The following is a 20,975-nucleotide window of genomic DNA, read 5'->3' as shown; positions in this document are numbered from 1 at the left end:
TTTTCTTTTTTCTTGGCCTCAGGGTCTAACCCTTTTTTTGCTCCAGTCCTCCCCCGTCACCTTAGGGGAGTGCCGTTGGGTCGGGTTTCAACCTCCCCACCCCGGCCCCAATTGTCGGATCCAGCCGGTGTTTATTTTTTGACCTGGTTGCCGATCACGCCGCCCACCGCCGCGCCGCCGACCGTGCCGGCGGTGCTGCCGCCGGTCAGCACCGCGCCGGCCACCGCGCCCACGCCCGCGCCGACGGCGGTGTTGCGGTCCTGGGCCGACATGCCGGCGCAGGCGCCCAGGCTAAGTACCATTGCCGCCGTCGAGATTGCCAGTGCCAGTTGTTTGATCGATTTCATGTTGTTGCTCCTTGGTGTAGCGCCGTAAGTGGCGCCGATAGACGTAGAGTAGGGCGCGCCCCAGCTTGAGTCTGTTCGGCAGCACACACAGTGTTGCCGCACCGATTGTGTTGTGGCGTGGCGGGCGAAGTCGCCCGGGCCGCTTAGCGGCCGCTGCGCGGCTTGGCGCGCATGGTCTGGCCCGGCGGCGGCGCCACCGGCTTGACGCGGGCCTGGGCCAGCAGTGCCGCGCATGCGCTGTTCTCGCCGGGGCCTGCGTTGATCAGGGGCAGCAGCGCGGCCACCGGCGCCAGCGCCGCCAGCGCCAGCGCGCCGCCGGCGCGCATCGCCAGCACGCCCTTGTCGACGCTGACGTCGGGCTTGCTGAAGCTGCCGCGCAGGTACAGCGGCGCGCGCAGCGAGAACACGCGCAAGCCCTTGCTCTGCGGGCGCAGCGTCAGGTCGAGCCGCTCGTCGGCCAGGTTGACGGTGCCGCTGACGTCGAGAATCGCCTCCTCGGTGTCGACGATGAAGCTGCGCGTTTGCATCAAGCCCTTGGTGACGACGAAATCGGTGGCCATGCAGTTGAGCTTGACCTGTTTGTCGCCGAACAGGCGCGCCAGCACGACGTTGCCGATGTTCAGGCCCATCTCTTCGAGCAGCAACTTGCTGATCGTGCCCTGGTTGATCAGCGTCTTGATCTCGCCGTTCGACGCGCCCAGCATGCCGGCCACCGAGTTGCCGGTGGCCGAGAGCTTGGCGTCGCCGTTGATTTCGCCCATGCTGGCCTGGGCCACCTTAAATTGCGGAAACAGTTGCTGCAGTTTCAGGTGGCGCGCGGTAGCCTTCAGTTCGGCGCGGATGGCGTTCGGGTTGACCTTGCCGCTGCCGTCGAGCTTGATCTCCGAGCTCAGCGTACCGCCGGCGATGTCGAAGTTGAGCGGGACCAGCGACAGCACGCCGTCTTTCATCACCAGGTGGGTGTTGAGCTTGTTGATCGGCAAATCCTTGTCGCGCGTAATCTTCTCGGCGCGGTAGCTGACGTCGGCGTCGACGCTGGTCCAGCGTTCGGTCTTGAACGGCTCGACCGGCAACACCTTGCCCGCCGGCTGCTTCGCGTCGACGCCGCGGGCGGCCTTGCTGGCGTTCGAGTCGGCGCCGATCAGCGGGCCGAGGTCGCTAAATTGCAGCAGGCGCGAGCTGACCTCGCCGCTTAGCATGCTGCGCGGGCGCTTCGCCTCGAACGTCAGCTTGCCGGCGATGTCGCTGGCGCCCACCTTGCCGCTGAATTTGTCGTAGACCCAGCGCCCGCCCAGCTTGCCCAGCGTACCGCTGAGGTGGCCCTCGGTCGAGAAGCGCGGCGTTTCCGGCAGCACCACGCCGATCAAAGGGTACAGGCGGGCCATGCTGGCGCCGGACAGCTTCAGGCGCATATCGAGCGCGGCCAATTCGGTCGGCTTGGTCAGCGTGCCCTCGACGGCGATGCTGGTGCTGCCGACCTTGACGTCGGCGGCGATCGGGTAGGGCGCGGTTTGCTGGCGCAGCGACAACACGGCGCCGGCCTTGCCGTTACCGCTGACGCGCTCGCCGTTAAAGGTGCCGGCCAGCTTCCAGGCCACACCATAGGCCGGGTCGGCGTTGATGGTGTCGACGTCGGCGCTGACGTCGGCGCGCCGTTGCGCGTCGACAAGATGCACGCGGCCCTTGGAAAAGACCACGCGCTCAAGGTCCAGCCGCCACGGCGACGGCTTGTCTTGCTTGCTAAAGGTCCAGTTGTTTTGGCCGTCGGCGCGGCGCTGCAGCAGCACCACCGGCTCGGCGAAACGCAGCAACGGAATCGAGATGGTCTTGTCGAGCAGCGCCAGCGGGTTCAGCGAAAAGGAGAATTCGCTGACGCTGGCCATGTCGGCCGGCAGCGGCGCCTTCTTGTCGGCCGTCATCGAGACCGGGTTGCCGACGTGGACGTCGCGCGCCACCAGGTGCGGCCACGGCAGGTAGTCGCGCCAGCTTTTCTGCTGCTCCGGCAGTTTGTTGCCGCCGCGCTCCCACGTCAGCGCCAGGTTGCCGCGGATCTCGAACGGGCGGCCGATGGCGTCGCCGGCGCGCTCGTTGAGCCAGGGCTTGGCGCGGTTCCAGTCGTAGTTCATTAACACCACGACGGCCACCAGCGGCACGCTGAGGGTGAAGGAGGCAATGGCGAGCGCGATCTTGGTACGGCGCGGCATGGTCATGGCGGCGGTTCTTTCTTAGCTTGGATGGAAGGGGTGCGGGCGGAAGCGGGAGAACCGTTGACGCACCGGCTCGGTCCTTATTCCACCGTGTGGTTTGGTTATTGATACCAAATGCTACACGAAAGCCCGGGCCGCCGATGTGCGCTGACGTACGCAAGAGCGCGCCGCGCGACGACGCGCGCCCGGCCGCGTCGGGTCGGCCGACAACATTGCTAATTATTTAGCCTATGTGCGGCACCGTACCGAACATGGTGGTACAACAGACTATAACGTTACACATCGGCGAACAAACTTACCTCGCAACTTCGCTTAACGCTTCAAGGAGAAGAACAATGACAACACGTATCCAGAAACAATTTATGTTGGCGCTGTGCGCCGCCGCCGTCGTCCTGAGCACCGGCTGCACCAGTCTGAAAACCCCGGCCACCGCCGACGTCGCGGTGTCGCGCGCGGCGGTTGACAACGCCGCCGGCGCCGGCGCCGCCGAGCTGGCCCCGGCCGAAATGACCGCCGCCCGCGAAAAAATGGCGCGCGCCAACCAGGCGCTGGCCGCCAAGGATTACAAGCTGGCGCGCGATCTGGCCAGCCAGGCCCAGGCGGACGCCAAGCTGGCGCAAAGCAAGGCCAACTCGGCCAAGGCCACCAGCGCCGCCGACGCCTTGAACGAGGACATCCGCATCATGCGCGAAGAACTCGACCGCGCCAACGCCAACGCGCCCAAGTAAGTCCCCATGAAGTAGGCCGGTGTCAGCCGGCTTATAAAAACAATACTGATCGGCGGGACCAGCGCTGATCGCACTCCAAGGAAAACACCATGAAAATCAAACAATTCAATCCCGCCCTGCCAGCCCTGTTGGCAATGGCCGTGTTCGTGGCAGCCTGCAGCTCGGCGCCGACCACCACCAGCCTGCTCGACCAAACCCGCGGCGACTTTATGGCGGCGCAGGGCAATCCGGCCGTGACCAGCTATGCGCCGGTCGAATTCAAGCAGGCCAGCGAGGCGCTGGAGCAAGCCAGCGCCGCCGCCGCCCGCAAGGACAGCCAGGAAAAGGTCGACAAGCTGGCCTATCTGGCCAAGCAGAAAATCGCCACCGCGCAGGAAGTGGCCAAGCAGAAATCGGCCGAGGCTGAAGTGGGCACCGCCGGTAAGCAGCGCGACCAGGTGCGCCTGGAAGCGCGCACCCAAGAAGCCGACCAGGCCAAATTGAAAGCCGAAGAGGCGCAACGCCAGGCCGCCGCCGCCCAGGCGCAGGCGCAGAACGCCGACGCCGCCACCCGCGACGCCCAGGCCCGCGCCGCCGCGCTGGAAGCGCAACTGGCCGACCTGTCGGCCAAGAAAACCGAACGCGGCATGATCATCACGCTGGGCGACGTGCTGTTCGGCACCGACCAGGCGCGCCTGACGCCGGACGGCATGCAGACCGCGCGCAAGCTCGCCGACGTGCTGGCCAACAACCCGAAACGCACGGTGCTGATTGAAGGCTTTACCGACAGCACCGGCGGCGCCGACCACAATCTGGCGCTGTCGCAACGACGCGCCGAGGCGGTCCGCAACGCGCTGCAGGAAATGGGCGTCGCCCGCGACCGCATCGCCACGCGCGGCTATGGAGAAGCCTATCCGGTGGCCGGCAACGACAGCGCGTCGAACCGCCAGCTGAACCGTCGCGTTGAAATCGTCCTGTCCGAAGAGGGCAGCGCGATTCCGGCGCGCCGCTAAGCGGCCAAGGCGCGTCCTTGGTGGCGCGCCCCGTTTATCCCCTTCACTTTGTAAAGGATTGCCATGTCTGATACCTCAACCACGACGCCGGCCGGCATCGACGTCGCCGCGGTACGCGCCGCCGCCCAGAACCTCGACGACGGCGCCGTCACGGCCGGCTACAAGGGCCAGCGCGAAGCCGTGATCGCCATGCTGAACGGCGCGTTGGCGACCGAGCTGGTGTGTATTTTGCGTTACAAGCGCCACTACTACACCGTCAGCGGCCTGCAGAACGGCCCCGTCAAGGCCGAGTTCCTCGAGCACGCGTTGCAGGAGCAAGAACACGCCGACTGGCTGGCCGAGCGCATCGTCCAGCTCAACGGCAAACCGGATTTCAATCCGGCAACGTTGCTCGCGCGTAGCCATGCCGAGTATGATGACTCTGCCAGCGTACAAAGCATGGTGCGCGCCAACCTGATCGCCGAGCGCGTGGCGATCGAATCGTACCGCCAGATGATTGAACAAATCGGCGCCACCGATCCGACGACTCGCCATTTGTTGGTAAAGATCATGGCGGTAGAGGAAGAGCACGCCGATGATATGCGGGATTTGCTTGAATAGGTTTTACGCAGTAGAGTTATTACTTTATCCATAAACTAGGAGTTAAATCATGCTGGAAAACAATATTACGACCGTCAATAACGATGTCAAAACGCTGGTGAAAGATGCCCAGGCCCTGTTTAGCGCCGCTGCCGCGCTGACCGGCGAAAAGGCCGAAGAAGTGCGCAACCGCGGTATGCGTTCGCTCGACGCAGCGCTGGCCAAGGCCGCCGAAGCGCAAGCCGGCGCGATTGTCGCCGGCAAACAAATGGCCGCCACGGCCGACGTCTACGTCAAGGAAAACCCATGGCGCACCATCGCCGCGGCGGCCGGCGTCGGCCTGCTGGTGGGCGTGATCCTGGGTCGTAAGTAATTTAACCCGGTAGGCGCGCTATGGACAAGTCCGCTGCATCGCAGGCCCCCGGCCTGATCGCCTCGCTGGCCGGCGTCACCAGGAACACGTTCGGGTTGTTGCTGTCCCGGCTAGAACTGGCGTCCTACGAACTGTCGGAGGTGCGCAACCATGTGCTGCAACTGATCGTGGTGTTCGCGCTGGCGCTGGTGGCGGGTTTGTTCGCCGTCGCCTATTGCAGCGTGATGGTGGTGTTTCTGGCTTGGGAGAAGATGGGTTGGACCATCCTGCCCGTGATGACCCTGGGCTTCCTCGCCATCGCCGTCGGCCTGGCGCTGTACGCGCGCGCGCTGCTGCGGCAGGATAAGCTTTCCTTGCCGGCCACCATGGCCGAATTGAAAGCCGACCGCGACATGTTGTTGTAGGCGGCAGGCGCCGGCCTTGCCGGCGCGGCAGCACTTTGGGAGAGCGCAATGTCGAAGGACGCGAAAGAGGCAGCGCTGGCTGCCCACAAGAAACGATTAATCGCCGAGGGCGAGTTTTACCGGGTCGGCATCGTCCACGCCCGGGCCAGCGTGGCGCACGCCCTGCATCCGCAAGCGCTGCTGCATGGCGCGGTCGAGCACATGGTCGGTTACGCCGGCGCGCGGGTCGACACCTTGCTGGCGCCCGGCGGTCTGGGCTGGAAGGCGGCGACGCCGTATATCCTGCCGGCGCTGACCTTCATCGCCCGCAAGAAAATTATCAAGCCGGCGTTGGGGGTGGGCGTGCTCGTCGCCGCCGCGGTCGGCTGGCTGGTGCGGCGCAAACGCCGTACCGGCGTGGCCGGATAATGCGCAGGCGCCGTCTCGACGGCGCTTTTTTTCGCCCGGAGCATGCCGCCCGCGGTGCGGGGGCGCCGCTGGCCGGCGCCTTGGCGGCGCGCGATCCCTTACAATCGGCATCACGGTGAGCACCCTGCATGCCAACAACGGAGCAATTTTGACGACGATCAACCAACTCAATCCCGCCAACATGCGTATCGTGCTGGTCTTGCAAGGCGGCGGCGCGCTGGGCGCCTACCAGGCCGGCGTGGCCCACGCCTTGCACGATCACAAGCTGGTGCCGGACTGGATCGTCGGCACCTCGATCGGCGCGATCAACGCGGCCATTTTGGCGGGCAACCCCCCGGAACAGCGCATCGAGCGGCTGAAACAGTTCTGGGAACGCGTCTCGCACCGCGACAGCGTCGACATGAACCGCGTCAACGACGAGCAGCGCCGCTCCAACATCTGGCTGGCGACGCTCGACACCCTGTTTCGCGGCGTGCCCGGCTTCTTCAAGCCGCGCCTGTTCAGCCTGTTCCCGGCCGGCGTCGCCGTAAAACCGGAAGAGGCCAGCTACTACGACACCAGCGAACTGGCCGCCACGCTCGACGAGCTGGTCGATTTCGACTACCTGAACGCACCCGGCGGCATGCGCCTGACGGTCAACGCGCTGAAGGTCAAATGCGGCACGCTGAAACCGTTCGACAGCAGCGAGCAGGCCATTTCCGGCGACCATATCCGCGCCAGCGGCGCCTTGCCGCCGGGTTTTCCGGCGGTGCGCATCGACGGCGACCTGTACTGGGACGGCGGGCTGTATTCGAACACGCCGCTGCAAACCGTGCTGGACGATTTGCCGCACATCGACACGCTGGTGTTCATGGTCGACCTGTGGAGCGCCGACGGACCCGAGCCGACCACCCTCGAAGAAGTGCAGACGCGCCAGAAGGACGTCACCTTCGCCTCGCGCTCGAAGCGCCACATCGAAGACTACGTGACGACGCACCGGATGCAGCACAAATTACGCGAACTGTACGCGGCGCTGCCGGAGCGCGAAAAGAGCGCGTCGGACGAGGCCGAACTGGCCGCGCTGGGCTGCGACAGCACGATGCACATCGTGCGCCTGCCGTACGCCGGTCGCGACTGGCACATGGCGGCCAAGGACATCAATTTTTCGAAGGGCTCGATCGAGTGGCGCTGGGAGCGGGGCTACCAGGACGGGTTGCGGGCGATCAAGGCCGCCGGTTGGCTGGCGTTCTACAGCGAAGACACGCCGCTGGTGGTGCACGAACTGCCGCCGTACGAGCGCACCGTGAGCTAAGCGTCGGCGAAGCGACGGATTGTCGCCGGTCGGGTTAGCCGGAACGGCGTAACCCGACCGGCGTCGGCGTCGGCTCGGCGTCGCATTACGCTTTGCTAATCCGACCTACGGATGCTTCGGACGTGTCCCGGCGCCGCCTACTGCTGCGGATGCGCGTTGGCGCGCTGTTGCTGCGCGTTCGCCATATCCTGCTGGTAGGTATTGCGGGCTTCCTTCATGCAGGCGCCGCGTTCGGTGGCGGGCATGCGCTTGCACTCCATCTGTGCTTCCTGGAAGGCGGCGCCGATTTCCTTGCGCAGCGTGCGCAATTGCGCCTGGGCGGTGGTGTCGTCGACATACCAGCGCGACGGGTCGCCCGCTTGCGGCGCGGCGTGTTGCGCATGCCCCGCCGCCATGGCGAAGTAGCAGAGGGCGGCCAGCGCGGCGGCCCGAAGTGTGCGTGTGCTTGTTTGCATCATGTCTCCCCTTGTATGTAACACGTTGAATGTAACACGTTGAATGTGACACCTTGTATGTGACAAGGGGCGCCAACGGCGCCCCCGGAACCTACAGCCTGCCGGTAAGCAGCAGCAGAATCAGAATGATCACGACCAGACCGGCAACGCCGCTTGGGCCGTAGCCCCACGAGCGGCTGTGGGGCCAGGCTGGCAGCGCGCCGATCAGGGCGAGTACCAGTATTATCAAGAGGATGGTGCTAAGCATGTGATTCTCCTAGTTTGCTTGGATATTCCGGTCCGCGGCGCGTCCGGCCCGACTGTATTTAGTAACGGTAGACCCGGCCGTCGACCACGCGCACGCGGTTGCCCACGCGCAGGTCGGTGGCGTTGTCTTGCACCACGGTGCGATAGTCGCCGTTGTTCAGGCGCACGCTGATCTGATAGGCGTCTTGGCCCTGGCCGCGGCTTTTCTCAATTTCATTGCCGGCTACCGCGCCGCCGACCGCGCCCGCCACCGTTGCCGCCTTGCGGCCGTTGCCGGAACCGACTTGGTTGCCCAGCAAGGCGCCGACCAGGCCACCAGCGACGGCGCCGACGCCGCTACCGCTCGAATTGACGCGGGTGATCTGGATCGAGTCGATGGTGCCGTAGCTGGCCGAGTCAGGCTGCGACGTCGCAGAGCTGGTTTGTTGCGGGCTGGTGCTGGCGCAACCGGTCAACAGGGCGGTGCCGACGACCATTATTGCTGCTAGGGTTTGTTTGGTATTCATATTGTCCTCCTGACATAGTGTGAGCAAATCTTAGTCATTCACGTACGACGGGTCTGTGCGCTAGCGAACCTAGTTGATGGCATCTCTGTGGGCGGGCTGTGTGATCGATTTTGCAGCTGTGTAAAAATAAATTTTCTTATGTACGATACCGAACAGATGACGCCGCGCTTTCCACGTAAAACGTAAGTCATGGCACGGACGCAACGCAACATCGTCGTACGGGCCGTAAGCACTACAAGGAATTGCCGGCAGCGCGGTCGCTACAGAAACAAGCGATACTCTGCCGGCGCAGCCAAAGACCTTTGTCCGCATGCTGTGAATACCCAGTTCGGCTGTCAAAGCGAGCGGGACCGCTCAAATGAGCACTTCGATAGACCATTTCTAAGGAAAAACATTATGAATATCACTAAAAAAATCGCTACTGGCCTGTTCGTCGCTTCCCTGTTCGCTGTGGCTGGTTGCGCATCGACCTCGACCAAAGAAGGCACCGGCGAATACGTCGACGACGCAGTTCTGACCACCAAGGTCAAAGCCAGCATCTTTAATGAGCCTAGCCTGAAATCGACCGAAATCAATGTCGAAACCTTCAAAGGCACCGTGCAACTGAGCGGTTTCGTTGCCCAGCCTGGCGACATCGCCCGTGCCGGCGAAATCGCCCGCGGCGTCAAAGGCGTTATGTCGGTCAAGAACGATATCCGCGTGAAGTAATGTAAGGCCGGCGCAGTGATGGCCCCCTGCCGGAGTCGCCTCCGGGAGCCCAAGCGGCTTCCGGGGCCGGCTCCGGCAACTTTTTGTAGATAGCGCGCAATCAGATGAACGTCCAGCCAACTCAAGTCCAGCCCGAACCCGCCGCCGTTGTAGAGCCGGCCGATGCCTGTCCCGCTACCCCCGCCGCCGCCGCCCCCGTTCAGCAAACCGACACGCCCGAGCTGCAAAACGCGCCATTGCGCCTGCCGCTGCACGTCAACGCGCGCGGCCTGGCGCTGGCCGTCATCGCCACCGTCACCTTCGTGTGGGGCTTGCAATGGGCGCAGAAATTCCTCATTCCTTTACTGCTGGGCATTTTCATCGCCTATACGCTGAATCCCTTGGTGCGCTGGCTTGAGCGCATCAAGATACCGCGCGCGCTGGGCACGACCTTGGTCACGGTGATGATACTGGGCGGCTCGGTGGCCGTGATCGACCGGGTGCAGGGTGAATTCGAGGCCATCGTCGAAGAGCTGCCTGCGTCGGCCGGCAAGATCTCGGGCTTGATCGAAGGCATGGTCGGCGGCAAGCCCGGCATGTTGCAGAAGATCCAGGCCGTCGCCACCCAGATCGAGCGGGCCGCCAACGGCGCCGAGGCGCGCCGCGCCGCGCGGCGGGCGGAACCGGCGCCGGATCATCCGCAGTTCAAGGTATTCGACTGGGTCTGGGCCGGTTCAATGGGGCTGATCGGCTTCCTCAGCCAGGCCACGATGGTGATTTTCCTGGTGTTCTTCCTGCTGCTGTCGGGCGACACCTTCAAGCGCAAGCTGGTCAAACTGACCGGCCCCTCGCTGACGAAGAAAAAGATCACCGTTCACATCCTCGAAGACATCAATACCTCGATCCAGAAGTATATGTTCATGCTGCTCATCACCAACGGCCTGCTGGCCTTGTTGATGTGGATCGCGCTGAGCCTGATTGGCCTGGAAAACGCCGGCGCCTGGGCCGTGGTGGCCGGCTTGCTGCATATCATGCCGTACTTCGGCCCCTTGCTCATCACCGTTGCCACCGCCATGATCGCCTTCCTCCAGTTCGAATCGCTGGAAATGGTGGCGCTGGTGGCGGGCACCTCGCTGGCGATCGCCACCGTGGTCGGCACCTTCGTCGCCACCTGGATGACTGGCAAAATCGCCCGCATGAATCCGACGGCGGTCTTCGTCAGCCTGCTGTTCTGGGGCTGGTTGTGGGGCGTCTGGGGCTTGCTGCTGGGCGTGCCGGTGATCGTCATCGTCAAGGTCGTCGCCGAGCGCGTGCAGGGCATGGAAGCCGTGGCCGAGTTACTGGGCGAATAAGCAAAAAAACCAGAGGCTCTACGCTTCTGGTTTTAAACAACCGCGCTACGCCGCCGGTATTTTCTGGTCGCGCAAGCTGCCCATCTGCAAGGCATACTGGCGCGCGAACTCGGCGCCCAGGAAAAAGATCTGCGCCGAATAGTAAACCCACAGCAGCAGCGCGATCATCGAACCGGCCGCGCCGAAGCTGCTGGCGACGCCGCTGTTGCCAATGTAGACGCCAATCGCATACTTCCCCAGCGTGAACAGGGCCGCCGTGCCGAGCGCGCCGATGACGACGTCGCGCCACGACAGCCGCACCCGCGGCAGCATCTTGTAAATCACCGCGAACAGCGCGGCGATCACGGCAAAGCTGATCGTCGCCGACAGCAGCGACAGCAGAAACACCGCGTCGCTCCACAAACCGTTCAGATAGTGTTCGACGATCGCCAGCGCGGCGCTGATCACCAGCGACACCATCAGCAGAAACGCCAGCACCAGCACCAGCCCGAAGGACAGCAGGCGGGTGCGCAGCGTGTCCCAGACGCCGCCCTGTTTCAGCGGCGGCACCTGCCAGATTTCATCCAGGCTGGCCTTCAGCTCGGCAAATACGCTGGTGGCGCCGAACAGCAGCAGGGCGGTTGCCACCAGCGTCGCCAGCCGTCCCTCCTTGTGGTTGCTGGCGCCGGCCAGCACCAGTTGAATCGCCTCGGCGCCCTGCGGCCCGAGCAGGCCGCGCAGCTGCCCCAGCAGTTCGCCGCGCGCCGCCTCCGGGCCGTAAAAAAAACCGGCGATGGCGATCACCAGGATCAGGATGGGCGCGATTGAAAACAGCGTATAGAACGCCAGCGCCGCGCCCTTGCTGGAGGCGCGGTGCTCAAGCCACTCCATCACCGAGCAGGTGACGACGGAGCGCATTTCCTTGACGAACGGCACGATGCCGCCGACGTCGCCGTTGCGGCTAGGGACAGATACATTCATGTGTGACCTTCCAACTAGATAAGGGGTAAAACCCGTTACGGGTGCTACCCGCCATCTTACCTATCCGGCCGCCAACGTGACGCACCCTACTGCACCCGCCGTTCAATCGTGATTTGCTCCACTTCCACCCGGCGGTTCGGCTCCAGGCACTTGATCAAGTCGGCCATCTTGCGGTCCCTGCAGACCACCACCGGGTTGGCCTCGCCCTTGCCGACGGCCGTCAGGCGACTCGCCGCGACGCCCTTGCCGGTCAGGTAGGTCTTGACCGCGTTGGCGCGCTGCTCGGACAGTTTCTGGTTGTAATTGGCCGAGCCGATGCGGTCGGCGTAGCCGGTGATAACGATGTTGCCCACGTCCGGCGCGGCGCCAAGGGCCGAGGCGATTTCATCGAGTTTGGGTTGCGGACCCAGCAGCGCGGCGCTGTTGAATTCAAACACCTCGGTGGCCGACAGGGTCACCTTCTCGAAGCGCTGCTGCGGCGGCGGCGGCGGTGGCGGCGCCGGCGGCATCACCACCACCACGGGCGGCGTTGGCGGCGGTGGCGGGGGCACCGGCTCGGGCGGCTTGCTGAACGCGTAGTTCAAGCCGATGGTCACATAATAATTGTTCGTCCTGTCGTGCGCGAAGGTGTCGCCGCGCAAGAAACCGCGCACGTCGCGGATGTCCGCCTGGAGCGATAATTGGTCATTGAACATGGACTGGAAGCCCGCGCCGACGATGGCATAGGGCGAGTTCTTCTGGCGCTGGCCAAAGGCAAAGCTGTTTTCCCTGTCGCGCTCGGCGCCGATACCGATCAGCAGAAAAGGCCGGAAGGACTTTCGGGAGAACAGGTACAGCGCGTCCACGCCCAGCGTGTGCTGCTGGTAGCGTTGGCCGCTCTCGCGCGAGCGGGCGTAGGTCAGGCCCATTTGCAAGTCCCATGACGGCGCGATGGCCTTGCCGAACTTCAGGCCCGCGCCGTAGCCGGTTTTATCGGCGGCGAAATTGTCGTCCGGGCGCATTGCGTTGACGCTGGGTTGGATGTACCAGGAGGGGTTGATGTCCTGCGCTTGGGCCGCAAAGGCGGAACACAGGGCGGCGGCGATGGCGATTTTCTTTAAATTATTCACAAGTGGCTCCCAACGTTGATAAGAATTTTTGGTTCGACTATGCTTTAGCCAGCCCCAAAAACGATGCCGGGGTCGCTTGTCGCGGCCCCTGCACAGCTATTGGAGCCGACCTTATGCGGACGCGTTCGAGCGCGCGCCGCCTTAGTGCGCTCGCCACTGCGTAATGTCAATTGAACGCTTGATCTGCCGTAGGAATGCACATGCAAATTATGCATTCCGGCGTTTTCGGCGCCGTGGCGCTCCTGCCGGGCGGCGCGGGTCACATTACTGTTGACTAAGGTGAACGTTATTGCAACACTGTGTGACCGGTCGGCAGCGCGAGCGGCCAGCCCCGATTCCCGTTCAATGGAGCGCCCGCCGTGACCCACACCGTGACGAAATACCTGTCGAAATACCTGAGCGCGCTGTTGGCGGGCTGCTTGGCGCTACCCGCGTTGCCCGCGCTGGCGCAAACCAGCGTGGCCGCGTTCTCGCCGTCCGGCGTGGTCAAGGGCGTGCGCCAGGTGCGCGCCCAGTTCAGCGCGCAGATGGTGCCGTTCGGCGACCTGCGCCTGGGCGACCCCTTCGACGTCGATTGCGCGCAGCCCGGCAAGGGGCGCTGGGCCGACGGGCGCAACTGGAGCTATGACTTCGAACGCGACCTGCCGGCCGGCCTGGTGTGCCGTTTCACGCTGAAGGCGGGCTTGAAGGACCTGGCCGGGCAGGCGCTGGCGGGGCCGGCCGGCTACAGTTTCTCGACCGGCGGCCCGGCCATCGTCGAAGCGCTGCCGGGCGAAGGGCAGGGGCGCATCGACGAGAACCAGATTTTCATGCTGGGGTTGGACGCGGTGCCGAACGAGGCCAGCGTCGCGGCGCACGCCTATTGCCGCGCCGACGGCATCAACGAAAAAATCGGCGTGCGCCTGTTGCAGGGCCAGGAGCGCGAACAGTTGCTCGCGCTGCGCAAGAACTTCGTCGAACGCCACCTGAAGCAGTACGCCGAGGGCCGCGGCGAAACGTGGAAGGCGGCGCCGGACGGCAAGCGCGGCGCGGCGCTGCCGCTGGTGCTGCTGCAATGCAAGCGCACCTTGCCGGCCAACGCCAAGGTTGCGCTGGTGTGGGGCGAGGGCATCGCCACCGCCGGCGGCGTCGCCGCCACGCAGGCGCAAACGCTGCCTTACCAGACCCGGCCCGACTTCACCGTCAAGTTCAGTTGCGAGCGCACCAGCACCAAGGCCCAGTGCATTCCCTTCCTGCCGATGCGGCTGCAATTCAGCGCGCCGATCAAGGCGCGCGACGCCCAGGCGATCACGCTCACCAGCGCCGCCGGCAAGGTGTTCCGCCCCGCCGCCGACAAGGAAAACGAGAAGGCCGACTACGTCGACGCCGTCACCTTTGCCGGCCCCTTGCCGGAGCAAAGCAAATTCACCATCGCCCTGCCGCCGAAGTTGAAGGACGACGCCGGCCGCGCGCTGCTGAACCAGGCGCGCTACCCGCTGGCGGTGCGCACCGACGAGCAACCGCCGCTGGTCAAGTTCCCGGCCAGCTTCGGCATTTTGGAGGCGCGCGGCGACCGCCTGCTGCCCGTCACCGTGCGCAACGTCGAGGCCACGCTGGCCGGCAAGAGCAGCCCGGTGCAGGGCAATATGCTGCGCCTGCCCGACGACCAGGACCAATTCATCATCGACTGGCTCAAACGCCTGTCGGGCGGGCGCTCGTGGCAGCCGGGCGCGCAGTACGGCAGCGACATGGCCACCTCGGTCTTCGCCGGCAAGGGCGCCACGCGCAGCTTCGCGCTGCCCAAGCCGGGCGGCAAGCGCGCCTTCGAGGTGATCGGCATCCCGCTGCCAAAAACCGGCTTCTACGTGGTCGAACTGGCCAGTCCGAAACTCGGCGCGGTGCTGCTGGCCAAGCCGCGCAGCGCCTACATCCACTCGGCCGCGCTAGTGACCAACCTGGCGGCGCACTTCAAGCACGGGGCCGCCTCGTCGCTGGTGTGGGTGACCACGCTCGACAAGGGCGCGCCGGTGCCGCAGGCGGCAGTGGCGGTGCGCGACTGCGCCGGCAAGCTGCTGTGGCGGGGCGTCACCGACGGCGCCGGCGTGGCCCACGTCAAGCGCGAGCTGGCCGCTTCCAAATGCGAAGGCAACGAGGACTACTTCGTCAGCGCCCGCAGCGGCGGCGACATGACCTTCACGTTGTCGAACTGGGTCGGCGGCATCGAGGCCTGGCGCTTCAACCTGCCGACCGCCGATCTGCGCGACGACAACACGCTGCTGTCGACGGTATTTGACCGCACCCTGCTGCGCGCCGGCGAGACGGTACACATGAAGCACTTCCTGCGCCGCCACACGGCCGCCGGCATCGCCCTGGCGGCGGCTGGCAACGGCCCCGGCGGCGCCGACAAGGTGATCCTCACACACCAGGGCAGCGAACAGAAATACGAACTGCCGCTGCGCTGGTCGGGCGCCGGCGCGGCCGAAAACGACTGGGCCATTCCGGCCGACGCCAGGCAGGGCGTCTACGACGTCAGCATGGCCGGGCGCCCATCCGGCAGCTTCCGGGTCGAGGCCTTCCGCGTACCGACCATGAAGGCGCTGTTGCAGGGTCCGAAAACGGCGCCGGTGCAGGCCGCCAAAATCGACCTCGACATACAGCTCAACTACCTGTCCGGCGGCGGCGCGGCGAACGCGCCGGTGAAGCTGCGCACGCTGTTGCAGAACCACAGCGTCAGCTTCCCCGACTACGACGACTTCACCTTCAGCAACGGCGACGTCAAGGAAGGCTTGACCAAGGACACCGCCGGCTTCGACGAGGACGAGGGCAATGGGGAGGAGCAAGCCGGCGGGCAGGCCGGCGGCCCGGCGCGCACGCAAAGCCTGAACCTGGACCGGGCCGGCGGCGCGCGCGTCACGGTCGACCAGCTGCCGGCGCTGACGGTGCCGCGCGAGCTGCTGGCCGAACTGGCCTACCAGGACGCCAACGGCGAAACGCTGTCGGTGTCGACGCGGGTGCCGCTGTGGCCGTCGAAGAGCGTCATCGGCATCAAACCGGACGGCTGGGCGCTGAGCAAGGACGCCTTCAAGTTCCAGGTGGCGGTGCTGGACACCGCCGGCAAGCCGGTGGCGGGCGCACCGGTCGCGGTCGATTTTTTCCAGCGTAAAACCTATTCGCACCGGCGCCGCCTGATCGGCGGCTTCTACGCCTACGAAAATTCAAACGAGGTGCTGCGCCTGGGCGCCGCCTGCGAAGGCAAGACCGACGCCAAGGGGCTGCTGCTGTGCGAAGTGAAGGCGCCCGCCAGCGGCAACCTGATCCTGCGCGCGCGCACCGTCGACGCCGACAACCGCGCCGCCGTCGCCAACCGCGAAACCTGGGTGGCCGGCGGCGGCGACTGGTGGTTCGACGCCAGCGACAACGACCGCATCGACCTGCTGCCGGAGAAAAAACGCTACGAGCCGGGCGAGAGCGCCAAGCTGCAAGTGCGCATGCCGTTCCGCGAAGGCACAGCGCTGGTGACGGTGGAGCGCGAAGGCATCATCGACACCTATGTGCGGCAGTTGTCGGGGCGCGAGCCGGTGCTGGAGATTCCGGTCAAGCCGCATTACGCGCCCAACGTCTATGTTTCGGTGCTGGTGGTGCGCGGCCGCGTGGCCGGGGTGCAGCCGACCGCGCTGGTCGACCTGGGCAAGCCGGCCTACAAGATGGGCGTGGCGGCGCTGCGCGTGGGCTGGCAGGCGCACGAGCTGAAGGTGCAGGTCGCCAGCGACCGCGAGGGGTATAAAACCGGCGACAAGGCGCAGGTCAAAGTGAAGGTGGCGCGCGCCGACGGCCGCGCCCTGCCGGCCGGCGCCGAGGTGGCGCTGGCGGCGGTCGACGTCGGCCTGCTGGAGCTGATGCCGAACGACAGCTGGGAGCTGCTCGACGCCATGATGCGGCAGCGCAGCCTGCAGGTGGAAACCTCGACCGCGCAGATGCAAGTGATCGGCAAGCGCCACTTCGGCCGCAAGGCCTTCCCGCACGGCGGCGGCGGCGGCAAGGGCGGCGGGCGCGAGCTGTTCGACACGCTGTTGTTCTGGAAGGCCAGCGTCAAGCTCGACGCCCACGGCGAAGCCACGGTGCAGGTGCCGCTGAACGACTCGCTGACGGCGTTCCGCATCGTCGCCATCGCCAGCGCCGGCGCCGACCTGTTCGGCACCGGCAAGACCGAAATCCGCAGCTCGCAAGACTTGATCGTGCTGTCCGGCCTGCCGGCGCTGGTGCGCGAGGGCGACAAGTTCCGCGCCGGTTTCACGGTGCGCAACACCTCGGCCGCCGAGATGAACGTGGAGTTGGCCGCCAGCGTGCAGGGCCAGGCGCTGGCGCGCCAGAGCGTGACGCTGGGCGCCGGCCAGGCCCAGGACCTCGGCTGGAATTATCCGGTGCCGGCCGGGGTGAAAGAGTTGGTGTGGGACGTCAGCGCCAAGGCCGGCGCCGCCACCGACAAGCTGCGCGTCAAGCAGAGGGTGACGTACGCGGTGCCGGTGCGCACCTACCAGGCGACGCTGCTGCAGATCGACAAACCGCGGGCGATGGCGGTGCAGATGCCGGCCGACGCCTTGCCCGGTCGCGGCGGCGTGCAAACGCTGCTGAGCGCGCAACTGGGCGGCGACCTGCCGGGCGTGCGCGAGTACATGAGCGCCTACCCGTACAGCTGCTTCGAGCAAAGCACCTCGAAGGCCATCGCGCTGGGCGACGCGGCGATGTGGCGCGCGCTGGTGGCGACCTTGCCGGCCTACCTGGACGGCGACGGCCTGCTGAAGTACTTCCCGATGATGAACCAAGGCAGCGACAGCCTGACCGCCTACGTGCTGTCGGCCACGGCGGAGGCGGGCTACGCGATTCCCGAACAGGCCAAGAACCGCATGGAGGAGGCGCTGTCCAACTTCGTCCAGGGCCGCGTGCTGCGTTATTCGGCGATGCCGACGGCCGACCTGGCGGTGCGCAAAGTGGCCGCGCTGGAAGCGCTGTCGCGCTCGGCCAAGGTGGCGCCCGACGCGCTGGAGTCGTTCGCGGTCGAGCCGAACCTGTGGCCGACCTCGGCCGTGATCGACTGGTATCTGGTGCTGCAACGCACGCCGCAACTGGCGCGGCGCGACGCCCTGCTGGCCGAGGCGCAGCAAATCCTGCGCGCGCGCCTGAACTTCCAGGGCACCACGATGGGCTTCTCGACCGAGCGGCGCGACAACTGGTGGTGGCTGATGGTGTCGGGCGACGTCAACGCCAACCGCCTGCTGCTGGCGGTTCTGGACAACCCGGCGTGGAAGGACGACATCGGCCGGCTGGTGCGCGGCGCGCTGGGGCGCCAGCACAAGGGCCGCTGGGACACCACGGTGGCGAACGCCTGGGGCACGCTGGCGATCCGCAAATTCTCCGACAAGTTCGAGTCCGAGGCCGTCGGCGGCAGCACCAGCGTGACGCTGGCCGGCGCCGAGAAGACGCAGAAGTGGAGCGCACCTGGCGCCGCCATCCTACAGGCTTGGCCGCGCGGGGCCGGCGAGCTGAAAATAGCCCATACCGGCACCGGCAAGCCGTGGGCGACGGTGTCGAGCTTGGCGGCGATTTCGCTCAAAGCGCCGCTGTCCAGCGGCTATACCATCGTCAAAACCATCACCGCGGTCGAACGGAAAAGCGCCGGCGTCTGGTCGCGCGGCGACGTCTACCGGGTGCGCCTGGACCTGGAGGCGCAAGCCGACATGACCTGGGTGGTGGTCGACGACCCGATCCCGGCCAGCGCCAGCGTGCTGGGCACCGGCCTCGGGCGCGATTCGCAGATGTTGAGCGCCGGCGAAAAGCGCAGCGGCTGGGTCTGGCCGGCCTTCGAGGAGCGCACCTTCGAAGCCTTCCGCGCCTACTACGAGTTCGTCCCGAAGGGGAAATGGAGCGTCGAATACACGTTGCGGCTGAACAACGCCGGCGACTTCAACCTGCCGGCCAGCCGGGTCGAGGCGATGTACTCGCCCGAGATGTTCGGCGAAATCCCGAACGGCGTGTTGAAGGTCGGGCCATAGCATGGCGCGGGTTTGCATCATGGCGCTGGCGCTGGGCTTGAGCGCGGCTGCGCTGGCGGCCGACGACGCCCCCCTGACGTCGGGCCAGGTCAAGGCGGCCTACCGCAGCTCCGAGGCGCAACTGCTGGACCGGCACGGCGAGGCGCTGCAATCGCTGCGGGTCGACATGAAGGCGCGCCGGCTGCCGTGGGTGGCGCTGGCCGACATCTCGCCGGCGCTGCGCGCGGCCGTGCTGCTGGCCGAGGACCAGCACTTCATGCGGCACGGCGGCGTCGACCTCGGCGCGATGGGAAAGGCCGCCTGGGACAACCTGTTCCAGCGCCGTCCGCGCGGCGCCTCGACCATCACGATGCAACTGGCCGGGCAGCTCGACGCCGACCTGCGCGCCAGCAGCGCCGGGCGCAGCTGGGGCCAGAAATGGGACCAGATCCGCGCCGCCCAGGCCATCGAGGAGGGCTGGAGCAAGGCGCAAATTTTGGAGGCCTACCTGAACCTGGTGTCCTTCCGCGGCGAATTGCAGGGCATCGGCGCGGCCTCGCACAGCCTGTTCGGCAAGGCGCCGTCGGGGCTGAACCAGACCGACTCGGTGATCCTCGCCAGCCTGGTGCGGGCGCCGAACGCGCCGGCCAAAACGTTGGCGCGGCGCGCCTGCGCGCTGGCCAAGGAAAGCAAAATGGACAGCAGCTGCCAGCTGATCGAGGCGCGCGTCGACACCGCGTTGCAGCGCACCGCGCTGTACGCCGAGCTGCAGCCGGCGCCACAGGTGGCGCAACAACTGCTGAAGAAGCCGGGCGAGGCGGTGCGTAGCACGCTCGACGGCGCGTTGCAGCGCTTCGCGCAAAACGCGCTGCGCCAGCAACTGGGCGCGCTACGCGAGCGCAACGTCAACGACGGCGCGCTGGTGGTGCTGGACAACCGCAGCGGCGACATCCTCGCCTACGTCGGCAACGCCGGCGCCAGCGACGTCGACGGCGTGGCGGCGCTGCGCCAGGCCGGCTCCACCCTGAAACCCTTCCTGTACCAGCTGGCCATCGAACGGCGCTTGATCACCGCCGCCTCGCTGCTGGACGACGCGCCAATCGACATCTCGACCGACGCCGGCCTGTACATCCCGCAAAACTACGACCGCCAATTCAAGGGCTACGTCAGCGCCCGCACCAGCCTGGCCAGCTCGCTCAACGTGCCGGCCGTGCGCACGCTGGTGCTGACGGGGCTGGACGGCTTCTACAACCGGCTGCGCGACGTCGGCCTGAGCAGCTTGAGCGAATCGGCCGACTACTATGGCTACTCGCTGGCGCTGGGTTCGGCCGAAGTGAGCCTGCTGGAACTGAGCAACGCCTACCGCACGCTGGCCAACGGCGGCCTGGCCGGCAGCACCAGCCTGCTGCCGCGCGCGCCCGAGCGGCCGCGCCGCGTGCTCGACGCCGGCGCCGCCTTCATCGTCGGCGACATCCTGGCGGACCGCGCGGCGCGCAGCCTGACCTTCGGCTTGAAGAACGAACTGGGCACGACGTTCTGGAGCGCCGTCAAAACCGGCACCAGCAAAGACATGCGCGACAACTGGTGCGTCGGCTACTCGGAGCACTACACGCTGGGCGTCTGGGTTGGCAACTTCGACGGCAAAGCGATGTGGGACGTCTCCGGCGTGACGGGCGCGGCGCCGGTGTGGCGCGACGTCATGGACTACCTGCACCGGCAGCGGCCGAGCCGGGCGCCGACGGCGCCGCGCGAACTGCTGCGCCAGCGCGTGGCCTACCAGCCGGCGCTGGAACCGGAGCGCAGCGAATGGTTCATCCGCGGCACCGAAAGCGCCGTCGTCGCGCTGGTCGGCGAGAACCACCGGCCGCCGAAGATCCTGTACCCGGGCGACAGCAGCATCATCGCCATCGACCCCGACATCCCCGAGGCGATCCAGCGCGTGTTCTTCCAGGCGCAGGCGGGGCAGGGCCTGCGCTGGACCCTGGACGGCGCCGAGCTCGGCCCGGCCGGCGCCGCGCTGGCGTGGCGGCCGGTGCCGGGCGAGCACAAGCTGGCGCTGCTCGACGCGCAGGACAAGGTGGTGGCCGCCAGCCGCTTCCAAGTGCGCGGCAACCCGCTGCCGCCGGCCGGGTCCGCGCAATAGCCCAAGCGCAGCGACGCGCCGTCAAATCTAAGGAAGTGGCCGCGCGTGCGTCCGCACCCCGCAGCCGCAAAACGGGGGGCAGACCCACCTCGTTATACACAACTCTTGAGCGCCCCCATTTCGCGTAGGGTGCGTATCGTTTCCGCCGCCACGTGAACATCCTTCAATCCAAGCCAGATC

General features: G+C 66.2%; 18 protein-coding genes. 11 read left to right on the top strand and 7 right to left on the bottom strand.

All coding sequences use genetic code 11. The features are described 5' to 3' along the window. Window positions 1–131: 131 nt before the first annotated feature. Window positions 132–347: a glycine zipper 2TM domain-containing protein gene (locus tag ACFDR9_RS20905; RefSeq protein WP_017876708.1), complete on the bottom strand. Its 216-nt coding sequence runs from the start codon at window positions 345–347 to the stop codon at window positions 132–134. Between the two features lie 143 nt (window positions 348–490). After that, window positions 491–2,557, bottom strand: coding sequence for an AsmA family protein (locus ACFDR9_RS20900; RefSeq protein ID WP_409032224.1), 2,067 nt, complete (start codon window positions 2,555–2,557; stop codon window positions 491–493). 359 nt (window positions 2,558–2,916) lie between these two features. Here ACFDR9_RS20900 and ACFDR9_RS20895 point away from each other — a divergent pair, with 359 nt between their 5' ends. From ACFDR9_RS20895 to ACFDR9_RS20865, 7 genes are all read left to right on the top strand, one after another. After that, window positions 2,917–3,282 carry a DUF4398 domain-containing protein gene (locus ACFDR9_RS20895; protein WP_017876706.1) on the top strand — a complete coding sequence of 122 codons (366 nt, stop codon included), beginning with the start codon at window positions 2,917–2,919 and terminating at the stop codon, window positions 3,280–3,282. Between the two features lie 89 nt (window positions 3,283–3,371). Next, window positions 3,372–4,274: an OmpA family protein gene (locus tag ACFDR9_RS20890; RefSeq protein WP_409032223.1), complete on the top strand. Its 903-nt coding sequence runs from the start codon at window positions 3,372–3,374 to the stop codon at window positions 4,272–4,274. Window positions 4,275–4,337: 63 nt separating this feature from the next. Further along, on the top strand, window positions 4,338–4,874 hold the full coding sequence (locus ACFDR9_RS20885) for a bacterioferritin (RefSeq protein WP_409032222.1): 537 nt from the start codon (window positions 4,338–4,340) through the stop codon (window positions 4,872–4,874). 49 nt (window positions 4,875–4,923) lie between these two features. Continuing rightward, window positions 4,924–5,226: a YqjD family protein gene (locus ACFDR9_RS20880; protein ID WP_017876703.1), complete on the top strand. Its 303-nt coding sequence runs from the start codon at window positions 4,924–4,926 to the stop codon at window positions 5,224–5,226. 20 nt (window positions 5,227–5,246) lie between these two features. Beyond that, window positions 5,247–5,630, top strand: a complete 384-nt coding sequence (locus ACFDR9_RS20875; RefSeq protein WP_017876702.1) for a phage holin family protein — start codon at window positions 5,247–5,249, stop codon at window positions 5,628–5,630. Between the two features lie 48 nt (window positions 5,631–5,678). Next, window positions 5,679–6,038, top strand: a complete 360-nt coding sequence (locus ACFDR9_RS20870; protein WP_017876701.1) for a hypothetical protein — start codon at window positions 5,679–5,681, stop codon at window positions 6,036–6,038. Between the two features lie 181 nt (window positions 6,039–6,219). Next, window positions 6,220–7,329, top strand: a complete 1,110-nt coding sequence (locus ACFDR9_RS20865) for a patatin-like phospholipase family protein (RefSeq protein WP_051068376.1) — start codon at window positions 6,220–6,222, stop codon at window positions 7,327–7,329. A gap of 137 nt (window positions 7,330–7,466) precedes the next feature. Here the strand turns inward: ACFDR9_RS20865 and ACFDR9_RS20860 are convergent, their stop codons facing one another. From ACFDR9_RS20860 to ACFDR9_RS20850, 3 genes are all read right to left on the bottom strand, one after another. After that, window positions 7,467–7,784, bottom strand: coding sequence for a hypothetical protein (locus ACFDR9_RS20860; RefSeq protein WP_409032221.1), 318 nt, complete (start codon window positions 7,782–7,784; stop codon window positions 7,467–7,469). A gap of 91 nt (window positions 7,785–7,875) precedes the next feature. Continuing rightward, window positions 7,876–8,031, bottom strand: a complete 156-nt coding sequence (locus ACFDR9_RS20855; protein ID WP_017876698.1) for a DUF3309 family protein — start codon at window positions 8,029–8,031, stop codon at window positions 7,876–7,878. Between the two features lie 58 nt (window positions 8,032–8,089). Further along, complete coding sequence (locus tag ACFDR9_RS20850; RefSeq protein ID WP_409032220.1) at window positions 8,090–8,536, bottom strand: glycine zipper 2TM domain-containing protein; 447 nt, start codon at window positions 8,534–8,536, stop codon at window positions 8,090–8,092. Window positions 8,537–8,932: 396 nt separating this feature from the next. On the opposite strand from ACFDR9_RS20850, the gene ACFDR9_RS20845 reads away from it, so the two are divergent. Next, window positions 8,933–9,244 carry a BON domain-containing protein gene (locus ACFDR9_RS20845; protein WP_409032219.1) on the top strand — a complete coding sequence of 104 codons (312 nt, stop codon included), beginning with the start codon at window positions 8,933–8,935 and terminating at the stop codon, window positions 9,242–9,244. A gap of 236 nt (window positions 9,245–9,480) precedes the next feature. Next, window positions 9,481–10,575 (top strand): AI-2E family transporter, encoded by a 1,095-nt coding sequence (locus tag ACFDR9_RS20840; RefSeq protein WP_017876695.1) that lies wholly within the window; start codon window positions 9,481–9,483, stop codon window positions 10,573–10,575. A 45-nt stretch (window positions 10,576–10,620) separates the two neighbouring features. On the opposite strand, the gene ACFDR9_RS20835 is transcribed toward ACFDR9_RS20840, so the two are convergent. Next, the gene (locus ACFDR9_RS20835) at window positions 10,621–11,535 is read right to left on the bottom strand and encodes a YihY/virulence factor BrkB family protein (RefSeq protein WP_409032218.1); all 915 of its coding nucleotides are present in this window, start codon (window positions 11,533–11,535) and stop codon (window positions 10,621–10,623) included. Window positions 11,536–11,621: 86 nt separating this feature from the next. Beyond that, entirely contained in the window at window positions 11,622–12,644 is a 1,023-nt protein-coding gene (locus tag ACFDR9_RS20830; protein ID WP_409032217.1) for an OmpA family protein, read from the bottom strand. Window positions 12,645–13,003: 359 nt separating this feature from the next. Here ACFDR9_RS20830 and ACFDR9_RS20825 point away from each other — a divergent pair, with 359 nt between their 5' ends. Next, window positions 13,004–18,673 (top strand): MG2 domain-containing protein, encoded by a 5,670-nt coding sequence (locus ACFDR9_RS20825; protein WP_409032216.1) that lies wholly within the window; start codon window positions 13,004–13,006, stop codon window positions 18,671–18,673. Between the two features lies 1 nt (window position 18,674). After that, window positions 18,675–20,795 carry a penicillin-binding protein 1C gene (gene pbpC / locus ACFDR9_RS20820; protein WP_409032215.1) on the top strand — a complete coding sequence of 707 codons (2,121 nt, stop codon included), beginning with the start codon at window positions 18,675–18,677 and terminating at the stop codon, window positions 20,793–20,795. The last annotated feature ends 180 nt before the right edge of the window (window positions 20,796–20,975 follow it).

Origin of the sequence: Janthinobacterium sp. CG_23.3 (assembly GCF_046115965.1) — a bacterium.
In the GTDB taxonomy this organism is placed as follows: Bacteria; Pseudomonadota; Gammaproteobacteria; order Burkholderiales; family Burkholderiaceae_D; genus Janthinobacterium.
This window is presented reverse-complemented; position numbering and strand designations above follow the sequence as displayed.